This window comes from Flavobacterium sp. B183, assembly GCF_023539155.1.
GTDB classification, from domain to species: domain Bacteria; phylum Bacteroidota; class Bacteroidia; order Flavobacteriales; family Flavobacteriaceae; genus Flavobacterium; species Flavobacterium tructae.
The window spans coordinates 5,348,701-5,365,678 of record NZ_CP097434.1; the positions used below are offsets into that span (position 1 = coordinate 5,348,701).

Sequence of the window (16,978 nt, forward strand, 5' to 3'; positions counted from 1 at the left end):
AATTTTAGATAAAATACACTTTTATGAAACCTATACAATCTTTATTTATTTTGTTTTTCACCTTATTGTGTTTTAACTCTGTTTCGGCCCAATACGGAAATGGATACAATAACGGTTACGGTGGTGGCGGTTATGGTAATGGCTACGGAAGAGGTGGCGGAATGGGAATGGACAGAAGCATGATGGGAGGTCCGCAACCCAATACCAGTAAACCAAAAGAGGTACCTGTAGAGGAAACAGTTGGCAAAATTGTTGAACAAATGAAACCTGAAATAAATCTTGATGAACTGCAAGTTATCGCTATCTCAAATGTTTTGGTAGACAGTATGAGAGAACAGGGGATTTTACTAAAAAATGAGAGCAGCAGTCAGGATCAAAAGATCGAACAAATTAAAGCATTAAGAGAAAGCACCACAAAAAAAATTACCGCTTTCTTAAATCCGGATCAGGTTCCAAAGTACACTGCATTTATGGATAATTTTAAAGAGATCAAAAAGACCTCTAAATCAAAAAAGAAAAAAGATTCAAAAGATAAAGATTCAAAAGATAAAGATTCAAAAGAAGTAAAAGAAGACTCTGAAACAATCAAGACTCAGGAATAATTGTTTCGACTTCATCTAAAAAAATGCAACTAACCATGGCAAAAAAACATTTTTGTTACCTGATTTTAGCAATTATTATTACTTCTTGCTCTACAAATCCTTATAAAAATACTGAAAAAGTTTACGATCAGCAGCTTAAAACTTTAGAAGGCCAAATTACCAGTAAAGAAGCTCAGCCAATTCCTGTAGTACCGCGTATCGTTATTGATACAAGTTATGCACAACAGCTTGGCATTATTAAAGACACTTTATCAAAAACCGGCTCTACTTCCTTATTAAACGGCATACAGACAGAATGGATCGGAACAGTAAACTTTAATTTAAGAAAACCAAGTTTTATTATTATTCACCATACGGCTCAGGATTCACTTCAACAAACGATTAATACTTTTACCAAAACAAGAACTCAGGTAAGTGCTCACTACATCATATCTGAAAATGGAAAAGTAGTTCAAATGCTGAACGATTACCTAAGAGCATGGCATGCAGGAGCATCTACCTGGGGGAAAAATACAGATTTAAATTCTTCTTCTATCGGGATAGAACTTGACAACAACGGTTTTAAACCTTTTACCGAGGCTCAGATCAGCAGTTTAGTGGCGCTATTAACGAAACTAAAGAAAGATTACAATATTCCAACTCAAAACATATTAGGGCATTCTGATATTGCTCCGGGAAGAAAACAGGACCCAAGCGCTTTATTCCCTTGGAAAACTCTGGCCGAAAAAGGATTTGGAATCTGGTCGGACGAAATTCTCGAGGAAGCTCCTTTTGATTTTAAGATTGAACAGGCGCTAAGGATTATTGGATACAATACTAAAAATCTTTCTGCGGCTATTATGGCTTTCAAATTACATTACATTCAAACTGATGTGACGCCAACTTTAGATCGAAAAACAATAGATACCATTTATTCGATTTATAAAAAACAGCTTCAGTAATTTACACCTGAAGATTAACTGTAACGAGCACTAAGATTTAAGGCAAGATTCGTAAAGTTTTTTTTCATTTTATGTCATTTCGACCGAAGGGAGAAATCGCATGCGGGATTCGACAAAGATTGACAACATTCTGTGTCGAGTTTCTAATGCGATTTCTCCCTTCGGTCGAAATGACAAGCTTTGTGGTTATTTAATCTCAAAGTATAAGCAATATTCACACACAAAAAGCTTACCCCATAACTCACCTCTCACAATTCACCTCTCACTTAAAGAAAATAAAAAAGCTGCCAAAACATAAGTATGTTTCGACAGCTCCAAAAAAAAAAAAAAATATCAATCTTTATCTCTAGAAAGAGTATGTTGTAGCTACCAATCCGTAGAATGATCCTCCGGTTGGGGCAGCATCTTTATCTAAAAAAACATCCTCAGAGGCAGCGTCGTACCTTAACTCCGGAATAATAGTCAATTTCCCCACTTTATAATTCAAAGAAACTGTGTTTGCAAAAACATTCGATCCTGTCAAAGTCCCTAGACTCGCAGCTGCTTTTTTTGCATCAAAATACTCCATTCTATAGGCCAGACTCAAACTTGGCTTGAAAGCATAATTCGCATATCCTACCAAGGCAAACCAATTACCATCGAGCGCACTGTCAATATCGTTATTCGTTTTAGCGTACGTGGCATTAAACCCTAAAGAAAAGGCATCCGTTATTGTTTTAGATGCTACAAAATCAATCTGTGTTTTATTTTCATCAGAAACCGGATTAGTACTTCCCGAAGTAAAATTCAAATAAGCACTCCCGGTCTCTCCTATATACCCTACTTGCGCTATGTATGTTTTTTGACTTGAACCTGCATCCATTGCTGATTTAAAGTCGGTCGGATTAGTAACCCCAAGCATAGCTGTGAACTTACCTGATGTGTATTGTGCTTTCAGACCTGTATTGAAAAACGGGCCATAAGAAAAAGCATAAGACATGCTATAATTTTTATTCCCAACAGCATCTAATACCTCATAACCTATATGTGTTCCGAAACTACCAGCTACAAACTTAAATTTATCGGTAACCTGATAGGTAAAAAACAATTGTTTAATCAAAAATTTTGCATTTATGTCTTTATCTGTTGTTTCGTTATAAGAGAACTCTCCTGCTCTTTTTCCAAAGCCCAGATCAACAAAAACGGAGGCTTTTCCAAAGGTATGTCCTGCCTGAACTGAAGCCATTCCTAATTCGAATGAATCCTGAGAATTGGTAAAACTTGTCAGTCCGTTCATTTGTTTTGAAAAATCATATTTATAATAAGCATCTGCCGATCCTCCCCAGGTGGTCGCCGGTGAAGTCGCAGCTTCCGTTTCATCTTGAGCAAAAGCAAAAGAACTTGTTAACATCACGGCTAAAATGTGCAATACTTTTTTCATGTTTTAATTGGTTTTGGTTATTAATTGATTTTGGTTAGTTAATCTTTTATATAGGCAATTGAATACTATAAGTCACTTTTAAAACCTCTTATTCCCTCTAAAACCTCTTCATTTTCAGTAGCGAATTTATTAACTTTTGCATGAGTAAAAGAATTCAAATCTACTTTTTTAGCGTTTTCAAGCAAGAATTACGGATTACAAAAATTAACCTCTCCATAATCGTTATTTGATATTATTAGCTATTCATTTTTAAAAAATACACAACACAAAAAAAGCAATAAACCATATAAATAAATAGGTTTACATGAAAAATAAAATAAAAAACAATGAAAAAACATCAAAAATTAATATAAAAAAAAAGCATACCCCATAAAAAATACCCATTGATTCAAAACAATAAAAAAACACAATAAAAATCACCTGCCATTAATGAGGTAAAAAACGCGATATCAAAAAAGAAAAAATTCCTACAAATTTAAATCGTAAAAAACAAAAAATTCAACGATTAACATTCATTGCTAAAAACGAGAAAGTCCATTCTAATTTGAACGGACTTTACTAAAAAAGAAAACCATAACAACTCCATAAAAAATACGTTTCCGGTCAAATAAAAGCAAATATGAAAATGCTTTTGGAGTAATGAGAGACAACACAAAGTTTAACAAACAAAAAAATCATGCCGTCTTAAACCATTTACGTTTCGCTACGCTGGAGCTTTTCTAATATCGGAAAATTACATTTGTTACAAACATTTTGCTTTGCCGGAGCAGTTTCGAAAAAATCTAATTTATAAAAAAACAGGGCTGACTCATTTTTGAGACAGCCCTTACTTTTTAAAGTATATAAAAATTGATTTATGCTAAAATTTTCTCTATTGCATTTATTTCGTCTTCTGCGAAATCAAGATTCTTCAAACATTCGATATTATTATTCAATTGTTTCACAGAGCTTGCTCCGATCAAAACTGAAGTAATTCGTTTGTCCTTTTGGAGCCATGACAAAGCCATTTGAGCCAAAGACTGGTTTCTGTTTCCTGCAATTTCGTTCAATTGCACTAATTTCTGTTTGCGTTCCTTTGTAACCTCATCTTCTTTCAAATGTCCGTTTGGATTATGTGCCCTTGAATTTTCAGGGATTCCGTTTAGATATTTATCCGTCAGAAGTCCTTGTGCCAATGGAGAAAACGCAATACAACCTACTCCTTTTTCTTCGAGAACATCTAATAAACCATTTTCTACCCAACGCTCCAGCATAGAATACTTTGCCTGATGGATCAAGCATGGTGTCCCCAATTGCTTCAAAACATCTACAGCCACTCTGGTTTGTTCCGCCGAATAGTTACTTATTCCCACATACAAAGCTTTTCCGCTTCTCACAGCATAATCTAAAGCCATCATCGTTTCCTCAATTGGAGTTTCAGGATCCGGACGATGCGAATAAAAAATATCCACATAATCTACTTTCATCCTTTTTAAACTCTGATCCAGACTTGACAGTAAATATTTACGAGAACCCCAATCTCCATAAGGGCCATCCCACATGGTGTAGCCTGCTTTGGTCGAAATAATGATTTCGTCTCTTAAATTTCCCTGAAAGTTATGCCAGAGTATTTTTCCAAAATTAGTTTCTGCAGATCCGGGAACCGGCCCATAATTATTGGCCAGATCATAATGTGTAATTCCTTTATCGAAAGCTTCAACGGCAATACATTCTGCTGTATCAAAATTATCTACCGATCCGAAGTTATGCCACAATCCTAAAGAAATCTGAGGCAGTAACAATCCGCTTTTTCCACATCTGTTATATTTCATTGTTTTAATTATAAGTTTTATAGCATTTAAAGGTAGAAACAAACCCTATTATTTTAAAAGCAAATAGTGCTTTATTTTTGTAAATTTGTTTAAACAATAAATTTATGGAAAATAACTGGCAAAACTTAATTTCAATCGATCCGGACATTCGGTTTGGTAAACCTGTGATTGCAGGAACCCGAATTTGCGTCTCAGACATTCTTTCCTGGCTATCTACAGCTATGACTTTCGAAGAAATTATAGCTGATTTTCCCGAACTAAAAAAAGAGCATATTTTAGCGGCTTTAGCCTTTGCTGCAAACAGGGAAAATATAACCAAAATAATCGCAGCCTAATGAAATTACTTTTGGATGCAAATATCTCATGGAGGGTAATTAAGAGCATTGAAAATGAATTTTCAAATTGTTTGCATTGCAAAGATATTCGAATAAACCAGCCTGCAAAAGATATTGAGATTTGGAATTTCGCCAAACAAAACAATTTCACCATACTTACTCACGATGATGATTTTGAAAAACTATTGCTTTTAAAGGGAGCACCGCCAAAAGTAATAATTCTAAAGACTTTCAACAAAAATACGAACCAAATTGCTGAGCTTTTAATCTCAAAAAGGGAAGCTATTATTTCTTTTATTTCAAATGATGACTTACTGATCTTAGAGATTTATTAATTGTGTTGCTTCAAGACCGGTTTTATGAACAAGTAAAATTTTGTTATCAAGACATGAGTACTTGGCTTTTTTGATTACAAATCAAATTTTATAACTGTTTCATTCCGTACTAAAACAAGAAGCAGGCAAATTCACTTCATTAAACAGATCAGATTGAATTGTATTTCCCCAGGCAAAACGAACCTTAACCGGATTTTTAACTTTTTTACTGCTTACTACGACCTGATCGTTTCTAATTAAGGCTTCGGCTGTATAGAAAATACCATCTGCCCCTGTAACTTCAAACTGGTTGGACAGCTTGTTTTTAAAATATAAACCATCGGCATAATCAAAAGAAAGAGTTACTATCTCTTTATCGATTTTAAAACTCTTAAAAAGAGGTCCATTGACCAACCCAACAGTACTTTTATAAGTGTTTTCCAAAGCCAGATTGGCTAAACGGACTCCCACTGTCTTTTTATCTTTGGGATGAATTTCTTTTACATCTGAAATGTCACTGGTCACAATCATTCCGGTATTTGAAACCTCTTTGAGTAATTTTCTTTGTGAATTTCTTACGATGACATTATGAAAATTATTACTTCCTGTTTTAAAAGGGGCAATTTGTGCATAATAAAACGGAAAATTATCACCCCAAACTTTCCGCCATGAAGCAATTAAAGCCGATAATGTTTTGTCATATACTAAAGAGCCAACATTCGATTCTCCCTGATACCAAATTGTTCCGGCAATCTTGTATCCAACAAAAGGATAGATCATCGCATTGTACGCACGTCCCGGCTGTCGGGGTCCATACTCCTGCTCATTTAATTTTCTTGCATTTTCCAACAAAACGGGATCGTTCTGAACGACTTCTTCGGGTATCCAGACTTCTGCAGGAGTACCTCCCCAGTTAGAAGATATTAACCCAATTGGAACATTTTTTAGTTCTTCTCTTAAGCGTTTGGCAAAAAAATAACCAACAGCACTAAAGTATTTCATGGTTTCGGGAGTCGATTCTGTCCAGTTACCAAGCAGATTGTTCTGTTGCGTTGTAGCTGTTAATTTCGGAACGTTAAAAAATCGAATATTCGGATTTGCTGCATTTTTAGTTTCTTCCTCCCCATTGTCTATTCCCCAGCTTGATGACATTTCCATATTCGATTGTCCCGAACAAATCCAAACTTCTCCAATCAAAATATTTTTAAGAATAATTTCGTTGTACCCTTTGATGGAAATTACATAGGGGCCTCCAGCTTCAGGCGTTTTTATTTTGAGTTCCCATTGCGCCAGATTGTTTGCTTTAACTTTATACTCGATATTGCTCCAGTCAGCCACTAATCGAATTTCTTCCTGTGGATTGGCCCAACCCCAAATCTTAACTTCAGCATTGCGCTGTAAAACCATATTATCACCAAAAATATTGGGTAGAGAGACATTTGCCATCATAAAACCAGGAATAATCAACAGAAAGAGAACAAACTTAAACATATTATTTTTCATCGTATTGCTTTTTTAAGAGAACCTGCTTGGTCTGACTATTGCCGACTTAATTCTTAAGTACCTATCGCATTTTAACAATTTTAGCTGTTTTAGTCCGGTGATATTGAAAAAAAACGCTCTACACTTTCCAGAAAAACATTTTTATTAAAGATAATAATTTTTAAAAGGATAAAATAAACAACATAAAAAAAACTCCGGATATATTACATACCCGGAGCTTCTCGCTTTATAACTAATATATTTAAAACTCTTAGATCACTGTGCCTTTTAGCGTAAGGACTTTTGGAGTGCTTTCGGCACTTGTGGTTACTGTAACTGTTTTAGTAAAACCACCTTTATTGGCAGCGTTATAAGTTGCGGTTACTTTTGCTGATTTACCAGGCAAAATAGGTTCTTTAGTATAATCTGTAGCTGTACAACCGCAAGATCCCACTACATTTGTAATCACTACAGCAGTTTTTCCGGTATTTTTAAATTCGTAAACAATTGCTTTTGGAGTTCCCTGAGGAATTTCTCCTACATCTATAGTTTCAGCTTTCCATACTACAGTTGAAGCCGCTGCTGCAGCAACTTTTGTTTCAGAATTTAATGACTTTAACGGTGCGATTGCCGAAAAAGACATTAAACCTAGTGCCAAAGCTAACATCGAAATTTTAATCATTTTCATAGCTAAATATTTTATTGGTTAATGATATTTCAAAAGTACTTCTGAACTGATCAAATCGCTGTTAACCGCTTTCAAATCTTTGTTAACGACTTGTTAATTGGCGTTTTTCACTATAAATTTGATTAATATTACACTTTAAAAAACTGTTTTCTTGAAACTCAACAAACTCAATAGCATCATTTTATTAGGCTTAGTGGCTATTATCAGTATACTGGTAACACAGCTGCTTTGGACCAAAGAAGCTTTTACTATAGAACAAAAAAAACTCAGTCAAAAAGCACATCTCGCTTTGCTTGAAGTCGCTAAAAAACTGTACGAAGGAACCAATCATGAACTTCCGGCACAAAATCCTGTTCAAAAGATTGCCAACGATTATTATATTGTAAATATTGACAATGATTTTGAACCTGATATTCTGGAATTTTACCTGAAAAGTGAGTTCAAAAAAATGAACATTACGACTGATTTTGAATATGCGATGTACAATTGTCAGAGTGACGAAATGGTGTATGGGAATTATATTTCACTATCTGAAAAAAAGACAATCAAGCAACCCGTTTATTTTCCAAAACACAAGAACCTGGTTTATTATTTCGCCATACGTTTTCCAAATGAGACGACCTATTTGTTTAGTTCGATGCGATTCTGGTTTATACTTTCGATTGCTCTGATTCTTATTTTATTAATTTATGTGTACTCGATTTTTACTCTTTTACAACAAAAAAAATACTCCGAACTGCAGCGCGATTTCATCAACAATATGACGCATGAGTTTAAAACACCCTTATCTTCCATTCTGATTGCATCTAAATATTTGATCGAGCAAACACCTATTAAAGAAGACAAAAAACTCTATACTTACACTGACATCATTATCAACCAAAGCAACAAACTGAATGGTCATATTGAAAAGATTTTAAATGTGGCTAAATCAGATTATGCTCCACTGGAATTAAAGAAGGAGTCGGTTTTAGTTGTTCCGATTATTGAAGAAGTAATCCAAAACATACTTTTAAAATATCCGGAGGCCAATATCAAAATTGAAACTATTTCCAAAGAGTACAAAATCGAAACGGACGTTTTTCATTTCTCGAATTTAGTTTATAATTTACTTGACAATGCGGTAAAATATTGTTCCGGAAAATGTCTTATTCTAATTGGAATAACGGCAGAAAATTCGGTTTTAAAACTAGCTTTCAAAGACAATGGAGTTGGAATTTCATCTAAAAACCTTTCCTTTATTTTTGATAAATTCTACCGTGCTCAAAACGAAAAAAGCAATGAGGTAACCGGTTTTGGACTAGGTTTGTATTATGTAAAAGAAATTTGCAACTTGCACAACTGGAAAATAAAAGCGGAGAACAATTCTGAAAAAGGCATCACTATAACTTTATCAATTCCATATAAAAAATGAAACAATTCAAAATACTTTATACTGAAGACGATGAAACCCTGGCATTCCTGACCAAAGACAATCTGGAACAGAACAACTATGAAGTGAATCATTGCCGTGACGGACAAATGGGTCTCGAAAACTTTAAAAAAGAGAATTTTGACATTTGTATTCTTGATATCATGATGCCTAAGATGGATGGCTTTGAACTGGCCTCTCAAATCAGAAAATGCAACAGCGACATTCCGATTATCTTTCTTTCCGCCAAAACATTAAAGGAAGATCGCATTAAAGGATTGCGTTTGGGTGCCGATGATTATCTCGTAAAACCTTTTAGCATTGAGGAACTGCTTTTGAAAATTGAAATTTTTCTGAAGCGTTCGCAGAAAAACATTTTAACTGAAAAACCGGTTTATGAGATTGGCAAATATCAATTTGACACGAGTAACTTTGTTCTTTTCAACGAAAGCGAAAAAATCAGCCTTACGCAGCGCGAAGCCGAATTATTGAAATTATTCCTCGACAATAAAAACTCCGTTTTAAAAAGAGAACAAATTCTTACCTCTCTCTGGGGAACCGACGATTATTTTATGGGGCGCAGTCTGGACGTTTTTATTTCACGACTTCGTAAGATTCTAAGCAACGAAAAAGGCATTTCTATTGAGAACCTTCACGGAATTGGTTTTCGATTTACTATGTAATTTATAGGCTTAAATTCTTCCATTTTTTGTATTTTAGTACTTATTTCCTCCAATATGAAATTACATCATTTACGTAACGCCACTTTAGTTATAGAAACTGAAACCGATGTTATATTGGTTGATCCGATGTTGGGGAAAAAGAAAACGATTGCTCCTTTTACTATTTTCCGTTACAAACCCAAAAGAAACCCACTTATCGCTTTACCCAAAAACAGTAGAGATATTTTGAGTAAAGTAACCGTCTGCCTTATTACTCACTTGCACCCTGACCATATCGATAAAGCGGGCGAGATTTTTTTAAGACGTAAAAGTATTCCGGTCATTTGCAGCAGCAAAGATCAAAGTGCTCTATCGAAAAGAGGTTTAAGCATCGTACAAACCTTAAACTATTGGGAACCTCAGGAATTCCTTGGAGGTAAAATAACAGGAATACCCGCCGTTCATGGCTATGGGGTTGTTGCCAAACTTATGGGAAACGTTATGGGCTTTCATATCGAATTACCCAATCAAAAATCTATTTATATCAGTTCTGATACTATTTTTACGGAACACGTACAAAAAGTCCTAATTGAGTTTAAACCCGACATTTCGGTTGTCGCCTGTGGAACTGCCAGATTAGATTTCGGTCAGCCCTTATTGATGCGAATGAACGATATTCTGAAATTTGCCGCACTTGCTCCCGGAAAAGTATTCGCCAATCATTTGGAAGCTTTAAATCACTGTCCGACAACAAGAACAGCATTAAAACAAGCGCTTCTGGATAATAATCTTTTAGATAAAGTTTCGATTCCAAATGACGGTACCTGTGTAGAATACTAGTCCTTCATTTAATACAAAGAAAAACTACAAAACCAATAATCCGAACTCACGCAAAGTATTAACGGGCTTGGAATACCAGAACAGTTCGAAATCGTCTAAATTAGTTTCAAAATCATTCTTCACTTCCTGAAAAGTGTAATTTTTAGTATTTGAAATAGCCATTTTACTTAAAATTTGAACCAGCCATTCTCCTTCTTCTTTATTGGTTTGAATGTTGAAACTTTCTTTTTTATCATGAAAAGTAAAACTCATCATTTCCCAGCTTCTTCCTTTTTTAGATTTTGTGAAATGCTCCACAAATGGCTTTCCGCCTAACCACACAACTTTTGCATTCGGTTTTGTATTGAAATCATTTCCTTCTTCAAGGGCATTAAAAATAAAGTCGGGGTCTATTTTAGTCTTTGGAATTTTAAAATCAAACCAATCCTGCAATTCGTAATCAAAACAGATTCCATGCATAAAATTAAAAAGTGATTTCTTCAGTCCAAAACTAAATTTATCGTGATTGATTCCTGTAGAATCGGTATAATCAATATCATTATTAGCAAAAGTTCCGATAGCCTCCGTTGCTTTTGTGACACCAAATTTTTCCGGATACAATCCAACCGGACTGTGAGCTGTCATCGCAAACTGATGCCAAAATCCCGACTGCAAAATCCCTGCTTCGAATAGCTGACGCACCATTTCGAGACTATCCACCGTTTCCTGAATGGTCTGAGTTGGATAACCGTACATCAAATAAGCATGAACCATGATTCCGGCTTCGGTAAAATTTCGGGTTACTCTTGCAACCTGTTCTACTGTTACCCCTTTGTCAATTAGCTTTAATAATCGGTCTGAGGCCACTTCTAAACCTCCTGAAACGGCAATACAGCCCGAAGCTTTAAGCAATAAACACAAATCTTTCGAAAAACTTTTTTCAAATCGAATATTGGTCCACCACGTTACTGCTAATTTTCGACGCAAAATTTCTAAAGCCAAAGCTCGCATCAGTGCCGGCGGAGCTGCTTCATCTACAAAATGAAATCCATTCTGCCCCGTTTGCAGCATCATCTCTTCCATTCGATCGCACAATAAATTTGCCGCGACCGGCTCGTAAACTTTTATGTAATCTAATGAGATATCACAAAAGGTACATTTTCCCCAATAGCAACCGTGCGCCATAGTAAGTTTGTTCCAGCGTCCGTCACTCCACATTCGGTGCATGGGATTCACAATTTCGATTACCGAAATATATTTATCCAAAGGCAAATCCGAATAATCGGGAGTTCCAACCTGTGACTGTTTATAATCGTGTTTTAAGGAATTGTTTTTGTAGACTACTTCTCCGTTTTCCAGCAAAAAAGTTCTTTTATATCGCTTCTCTTCCCTCGACTCCGCTCGGGAAGACAAGCTTTCAATAAGTTCTTCAATTGGCACTTCTCCGTCATCGAGAGTGATAAAATCAAAAAACTCAAAAACACGTTGATCCGAAAGTGAACGCAATTCGGTATTGGGAAAACCTCCGCCCATCGAAATTTTAATTTCCGGATGATATTGTTTTACCCACTGTGCACATCTGAAAGCACTATACAAATTCCCCGGGAAAGGAACCGATATCAGAAAAAATGTAGGCTGAACTGCTTCAATTTTTTCTTTTAAAATTGAAATTAAAATAGAATCGATATAGGTTAGTTCCTGCTGTAAAGCTTCGTACAATTCATCAAACGAATTGGCACTTCTCCCTAAACGTTCGGCATATCGGCTGAAGCCAAAGTTCTCATCGATACATTCCACAATAAAATCCGAAATATCCTCGAGATAAAGGGTGGCAAGATGCTTGGCTTTATCCTGCGTTCCCATGGTTCCGAAAGCCCAATCCAATTCTTCCAACTGTGCAAAACGGGAGGCCTCAGGCAGAAAATCTTCCTGACAGATTTGTAAGGCCAGAGTTGGATTTTTCCCTTGCAGAAACTGAATTACTGCATCAATTGTTTTGATGTATTCGTCCTGTAATGCAAAAATACGTTTGGAATTATCTGAAATGTCTTCCCTCGACTCCGCTTGAGAGGACAAATCTTTAAAAAGATTTTCAGAATAGAGAAACAGATCAATTAACCCCTTCTTCGAAAACAGTTCCAAAATCACATCAATACCCAAATCAGCCTGAACCGATTCGATATTTTTAGTATTCAGAAAACCTTTTATATACGCTGTTGCCGGATACGGGGTATTCAGTTGCGTAAAAGGTGGCGTAATTACAAAAAGTTTTGTTTTCAAAAGGAATTTATTTTTTTGCAAAAATACGGGATATTTGGATACTTTTTAAGGGAAAGATTTTGATGAATGGAATTTTGCCTTTTTAGTTTTATTTTGTAGATATTTAATTACATTTACCACTTTTCAAATTACTCAAATGGAACAACGCTTACTTTTATACTTTTTCTTATTTACTTTTCAATTATTCTCCCAAAATACAAACCAATCCATTGGTTTTAAAGAAAATAAAGGGCAGATTATCGATCAAAAAGGAAAACCAAATACTGAGGTAAAGTATTTACTGAACTCTACTGGATTAAATGTTCAGCTAAAGAAAAATGGTTTTTCATATGATGTATACGAAGTTAAAAAAACTCCCCGTCGACAAACTCCAAAAACAGCCAAAACACTTCCGCATTTAATTCCCGAAAAAGATAATGAAGAAAATCCGGAATTTGACGTAGAATATACTTTTCACAGAATTGACATTGATTTTGTACATTCAAATTCAAAAGTTGAAGTAATTACAGAACAAAAATCAAAAGATTTTGACAATTACTATAATGTTCCTAATAAACCGGAAGGAATTACGGGCGTTTATCAATTCAAACAAATTACCTACAAAAACATTTATCCAAATATTGACGTTGTTTTTACGATTCCAAATGATCCAAAAAAAGTCGTTGAATACAATTTTATCATTCATCCAAAAGGAAAAATCTCCGATATACAATTAAAATTTAATGGTGCCGAAACTGATTTAGTTGATAATAAAATTCAAATGAATGTTCGTTTTGGAAAAATGGAAGAAACACTTCCGGCAAGCTGGATTGAAGAAGGAAATAGTAAAAGAGAGATTGCAGTTGGGTATCGAAAAATTAAAAAAAATGTTTATGGATTTGATTCAACCAATCCTGTTAATGGAAAAACAATTGTAATTGATCCTGTACCTGTAAGACTTTGGGGGACTTATTATGGAGGTGAAAAAACCGATTCTGCCTCTTCAATATTTACAAAAGATGGCTTTGTTTACATGGCAGGAGCAACCTATAGTACTAATAATATAGCTTCTTCCGGTGCCTATCAAAATATAAATATTTCAACATGGGACTATGATGCCTTTTTTACCAAACTAAATTCTGATGGCACGAGAGTTTGGGGAACATATTTTGGAGGACTTTATGCAGATGTAATAAGAAAAATAAAAGTTTCAAACAATGATAATATTTATATTGCCGGATACACGTTAAGCAGAACTAATATTTCCACACCAGGTAGCCATCAACCGAATCCAGGTCACCCCCTTTACAATTCATATGATGGTTTTTTAGCTAAATTCGACAGCAATGGAATGAGAAAATGGGCTACCTACTATGGCGGACAAGATTACGATGCCATTCAAGGTTTAACAATTGATCCTAACGAAAATCTCTTTATTTCTGGAGAAACAGACAGTAGTACAAACATAGGAACGATTGGTTCTTATCAACCAAGTATAAATAGTAATCTATCACCCTTTGGTAATCTTTATGTAGATGCATTTATTGCGAAATTTTCATCTAATGGTGTTCGAGAATGGGGAACTTATTATGGAGGTAGCAATAAGGACGCATTTTTTGATTCGGAATTAGATTCAAATGGCCATATCCTTTTTTTAGGAATAACTCATAGTAATGACAACATTGCAACCTCAAATACTCATCAGGAATTAATTTCAAGTTCTGAACCTGATGGCTTTCTTGTAAAGTTTGACCTCAATGGAAATCGAATTTGGGGAACTTATTTTGGAGGCAAAAAAGCAGAGTATTTTGTTACTCTTAAAATAGATTCTTTTAACAATGCATATTGTTTTGGCGAAACTGAAAGTACATCAAACATAAGTACGCCAGGGGTTTTTCAAGAAAATTATATTCAAAGCTCCCTTACTAAAAGAAGTGGTTGTATTTTTAAGTTTGATACTAATGGTTCTAAATTATGGGGGACGTATTTTTTTCCAGAAACATTAGGGGGATCTGTTACGAAAAATGGCTCTATTTATTTCACAGGAAGAGTTGAAAGTGGCTTTCTCCCTACTCCAAATGTTTATCAAAGTACCGGAGGGCGTTCTTACTTAGTAAAATTTAACACTACTGGACAAAGGGAGTGGGCCACCTACTTTGGTGGAGAAGGGGCAGATAATGCTTTTATAACTGAAGTTGATAACCATTCTAATATTTATCTATCTGGAATAACAAATAGTAAAACCGGTATTGCTACAGCAGGAACGTACCAACAAAATTTATATCCAGATACTAATTTTTACACTTTAAATACCGGAGATGCTTTTTTAGTAAAATTTAAAGATTGTAATTCAATAACAACTGCATCCTCAAATTCTCCAATATGTATCGGGAAATTACTTGAACTTAAAGCTTCCGGGGGAACCACTTATTCATGGACCGGTCCAAACGGATTCACATCTACAGATCAAAATCCAACAATTACAAATGTAACGAGAGCAAATAGTGGAGACTATAATTGTACAATTCTTGGAGGTGGGGATTGCGATGATACTAAAAAAATTACTGTTATTATTGGAGACATTGAAGCTCCAGTTCCCAATATACTAACATTACCAATTATAACTGGAGATTGTAATACGTTGATAAATACAATACCAACTGCTACAGATACATGTGCAGGTACAATTACAGGTACAACAACCGCCCCACTTTCTTACAGTTTTCCTGGAACTTACTCAATTGTATGGAATTATAATGACGGAAACGGAAATTCATCAACGCAAAACCAAACGGTAAAAATTACTAATCAACCACTTCCCATCGCAGACTCACCACAAACTTTCTGTATCCAGCAAAATGCAACCTTAGCCAGTATTCAAATTGCCGGAAACAACATCAAATGGTATGACGCCCAGACAGCCGGAACACTTTTATCAAATACAACTTTACTTCAAAATGGGCTAACCTATTATGCAACTCAAACGATTAACGGTTGTGAAAGCGAAAGAATTCCTGTTACTGTTAACATTCAAAATACGGCAGCTCCAACAGGGGATGCAAATCAGCCTTTTTGTACAGGTCAGAATCCAACGATTGCTAATATTCAAACAAATGGAAATGCCGTAAAATGGTACGATTCGTTACATAATGGCTCTTTGTTAGTTGAAACAACAAATTTAACTGACGGAAAAACCTACTATGCCTCTCAGACTATCAACGGCTGCGAAAGCCCGCGATTTGGAGTTACAGTTTCAATCGTAAGTACGCCTTCTGCACCAACAGGAAATGCCAATCCACAATTTTGTAAAAGCGAGAATGCCACTCTAAAAGAAATTCAAATTATCGGGCAAAATATAAAATGGTACGACACGAGTTTCTCAGCTGGCGCTTTACCCAATACAACTTTATTGGAAAATAAGACCTATTATGCATCACAAACTATTGGATGTGAGAGTGACAGAACTCCAATTTTAGTTCAGGTTAATGACACTGCTTTACCCACGGGGAATAGCAATCAACAATTCTGTATCGATGAAAATGCTACCATTGCCAATCTTGCTATCTCCGGTTCAGCTATTAAATGGTATGATGCAGCAACGAATGGAAGTATTCTACCAGGAACTTCCCTATTACAAAATCGCATTTATTATGCTTCACAAACACTAAACAATTGTGAAAGCGAAAAACTTGCCATCACCGTAAAAATACAGGATACTCAAAAACCAATAGCTGATTCCCGACAAACGTTCTGTTTCCAGCAGAATGCTTCCATAAAAGACATTAATATTGTTGGACAAAATATAAAATGGTTTGAAAATAACGTTTCTACTGTAACGTTATTAGAATCAACTCCGCTTAAAAATGGCATGACCTACTACGCCTCTCAAACCATTGCGAATTGTGAAAGCGACCGAATTTCAGTTGTTATAAATATTCTTGAAGCAACGAATCAAAACTGTATCCACTTAGTTGAAGAACTTCCTTTTCCTAACTTTTTTACTCCAAATAATGATGGCTATAATGATACCTGGACAATAGATTTTGGATATCTGGCACCTAATACAGTGATTCAAATATTTAACCGTTACGGAAAATTCATTAAAGAACTAACTAAGGATACCTATTGGGACGGAACGTACCTCGGTAAAAATGAACCTACTTCAGATTATTGGTTTACAGCTACTCGTTCCAACGGTAAGGAATACCGAGGTCATTTTACTTTGAAACGATAA

General features: G+C 35.3%; 13 protein-coding genes. 8 read left to right on the top strand and 5 right to left on the bottom strand.

The annotated features are described in order from the left end of the window. Positions 1 to 23 precede the first annotated feature (23 nt). Positions 24 to 602 carry a hypothetical protein gene (locus tag M4I44_RS21925; RefSeq protein WP_249966113.1) on the top strand — a complete coding sequence of 193 codons (579 nt, stop codon included), beginning with the start codon at positions 24 to 26 and terminating at the stop codon, positions 600 to 602. Between the two features lie 35 nt (positions 603 to 637). After that, the gene (locus tag M4I44_RS21930; RefSeq protein WP_017495205.1) at positions 638 to 1,543 is read left to right on the top strand and encodes an N-acetylmuramoyl-L-alanine amidase; all 906 of its coding nucleotides are present in this window, start codon (positions 638 to 640) and stop codon (positions 1,541 to 1,543) included. Between the two features lie 346 nt (positions 1,544 to 1,889). Here the strand turns inward: M4I44_RS21930 and M4I44_RS21935 are convergent, their stop codons facing one another. Together M4I44_RS21935 and M4I44_RS21940 are read right to left on the bottom strand one after the other, a co-directional pair. After that, positions 1,890 to 2,963 (bottom strand): outer membrane beta-barrel protein, encoded by a 1,074-nt coding sequence (locus M4I44_RS21935; protein WP_017495204.1) that lies wholly within the window; start codon positions 2,961 to 2,963, stop codon positions 1,890 to 1,892. An 854-nt stretch (positions 2,964 to 3,817) separates the two neighbouring features. After that, entirely contained in the window at positions 3,818 to 4,774 is a 957-nt protein-coding gene (locus M4I44_RS21940) for an aldo/keto reductase (protein ID WP_249966114.1), read from the bottom strand. A 104-nt stretch (positions 4,775 to 4,878) separates the two neighbouring features. Here M4I44_RS21940 and M4I44_RS21945 point away from each other — a divergent pair, with 104 nt between their 5' ends. Both M4I44_RS21945 and M4I44_RS21950 read left to right on the top strand, forming a co-directional pair. Beyond that, positions 4,879 to 5,109, top strand: coding sequence for a DUF433 domain-containing protein (locus tag M4I44_RS21945; RefSeq protein ID WP_017495201.1), 231 nt, complete (start codon positions 4,879 to 4,881; stop codon positions 5,107 to 5,109). Next, a complete protein-coding gene (locus tag M4I44_RS21950) occupies positions 5,109 to 5,444 on the top strand; it encodes a DUF5615 family PIN-like protein (RefSeq protein ID WP_202700856.1) in 336 nt (111 codons plus the stop codon). Before M4I44_RS21945 ends, M4I44_RS21950 begins: the two co-directional genes overlap by 1 nt. Positions 5,445 to 5,543: 99 nt before the next feature. Here the strand turns inward: M4I44_RS21950 and M4I44_RS21955 are convergent, their stop codons facing one another. Together M4I44_RS21955 and M4I44_RS21960 are read right to left on the bottom strand one after the other, a co-directional pair. Continuing rightward, the gene (locus tag M4I44_RS21955) at positions 5,544 to 6,926 is read right to left on the bottom strand and encodes a sialate O-acetylesterase (protein ID WP_249966115.1); all 1,383 of its coding nucleotides are present in this window, start codon (positions 6,924 to 6,926) and stop codon (positions 5,544 to 5,546) included. Between the two features lie 250 nt (positions 6,927 to 7,176). After that, positions 7,177 to 7,593, bottom strand: coding sequence for a DUF1573 domain-containing protein (locus M4I44_RS21960; RefSeq protein WP_017495198.1), 417 nt, complete (start codon positions 7,591 to 7,593; stop codon positions 7,177 to 7,179). 151 nt (positions 7,594 to 7,744) lie between these two features. Here M4I44_RS21960 and M4I44_RS21965 point away from each other — a divergent pair, with 151 nt between their 5' ends. The 3 genes from M4I44_RS21965 to M4I44_RS21975 are packed head-to-tail and all read left to right on the top strand — an operon-like array spanning position 7,745 to position 10,506. Next, positions 7,745 to 9,007: a sensor histidine kinase KdpD gene (locus tag M4I44_RS21965; protein WP_249966116.1), complete on the top strand. Its 1,263-nt coding sequence runs from the start codon at positions 7,745 to 7,747 to the stop codon at positions 9,005 to 9,007. Then, positions 9,004 to 9,687, top strand: coding sequence for a response regulator transcription factor (locus M4I44_RS21970; protein ID WP_249966117.1), 684 nt, complete (start codon positions 9,004 to 9,006; stop codon positions 9,685 to 9,687). The genes M4I44_RS21965 and M4I44_RS21970 overlap by 4 nt, the downstream gene beginning before the upstream one ends. Positions 9,688 to 9,741: 54 nt before the next feature. Next, entirely contained in the window at positions 9,742 to 10,506 is a 765-nt protein-coding gene (locus tag M4I44_RS21975; RefSeq protein ID WP_017495195.1) for an MBL fold metallo-hydrolase, read from the top strand. 24 nt (positions 10,507 to 10,530) lie between these two features. Here M4I44_RS21975 and M4I44_RS21980 read toward each other — a convergent pair whose 3' ends face one another. After that, complete coding sequence (locus tag M4I44_RS21980; protein WP_249966118.1) at positions 10,531 to 12,765, bottom strand: radical SAM protein; 2,235 nt, start codon at positions 12,763 to 12,765, stop codon at positions 10,531 to 10,533. A 136-nt stretch (positions 12,766 to 12,901) separates the two neighbouring features. Between M4I44_RS21980 and M4I44_RS21985 the strand changes: the two genes are divergently transcribed. Next, the gene (locus M4I44_RS21985; RefSeq protein WP_249966119.1) at positions 12,902 to 16,978 is read left to right on the top strand and encodes a T9SS type B sorting domain-containing protein; all 4,077 of its coding nucleotides are present in this window, start codon (positions 12,902 to 12,904) and stop codon (positions 16,976 to 16,978) included.

Excerpts from the sequence above, each read along its gene's own strand:
- M4I44_RS21925 (WP_249966113.1), top strand. The coding sequence starts at position 24 with ATGAAACCTATACAATCTTTATTTATTTTGTTTTTCACCTTATTGTGT.
- M4I44_RS21930 (WP_017495205.1), top strand. The coding sequence starts at position 638 with ATGGCAAAAAAACATTTTTGTTACCTGATTTTAGCAATTATTATTACT.
- M4I44_RS21935 (WP_017495204.1), bottom strand. The coding sequence starts at position 2,963 with ATGAAAAAAGTATTGCACATTTTAGCCGTGATGTTAACAAGTTCTTTT.
- M4I44_RS21940 (WP_249966114.1), bottom strand. The coding sequence starts at position 4,774 with ATGAAATATAACAGATGTGGAAAAAGCGGATTGTTACTGCCTCAGATT.
- M4I44_RS21945 (WP_017495201.1), top strand. The coding sequence starts at position 4,879 with ATGGAAAATAACTGGCAAAACTTAATTTCAATCGATCCGGACATTCGG.
- M4I44_RS21950 (WP_202700856.1), top strand. The coding sequence starts at position 5,109 with ATGAAATTACTTTTGGATGCAAATATCTCATGGAGGGTAATTAAGAGC.
- M4I44_RS21955 (WP_249966115.1), bottom strand. The coding sequence starts at position 6,926 with ATGAAAAATAATATGTTTAAGTTTGTTCTCTTTCTGTTGATTATTCCT.
- M4I44_RS21960 (WP_017495198.1), bottom strand. The coding sequence starts at position 7,593 with ATGAAAATGATTAAAATTTCGATGTTAGCTTTGGCACTAGGTTTAATG.
- M4I44_RS21970 (WP_249966117.1), top strand. The coding sequence starts at position 9,004 with ATGAAACAATTCAAAATACTTTATACTGAAGACGATGAAACCCTGGCA.
- M4I44_RS21975 (WP_017495195.1), top strand. The coding sequence starts at position 9,742 with ATGAAATTACATCATTTACGTAACGCCACTTTAGTTATAGAAACTGAA.
- M4I44_RS21985 (WP_249966119.1), top strand. The coding sequence starts at position 12,902 with ATGGAACAACGCTTACTTTTATACTTTTTCTTATTTACTTTTCAATTA.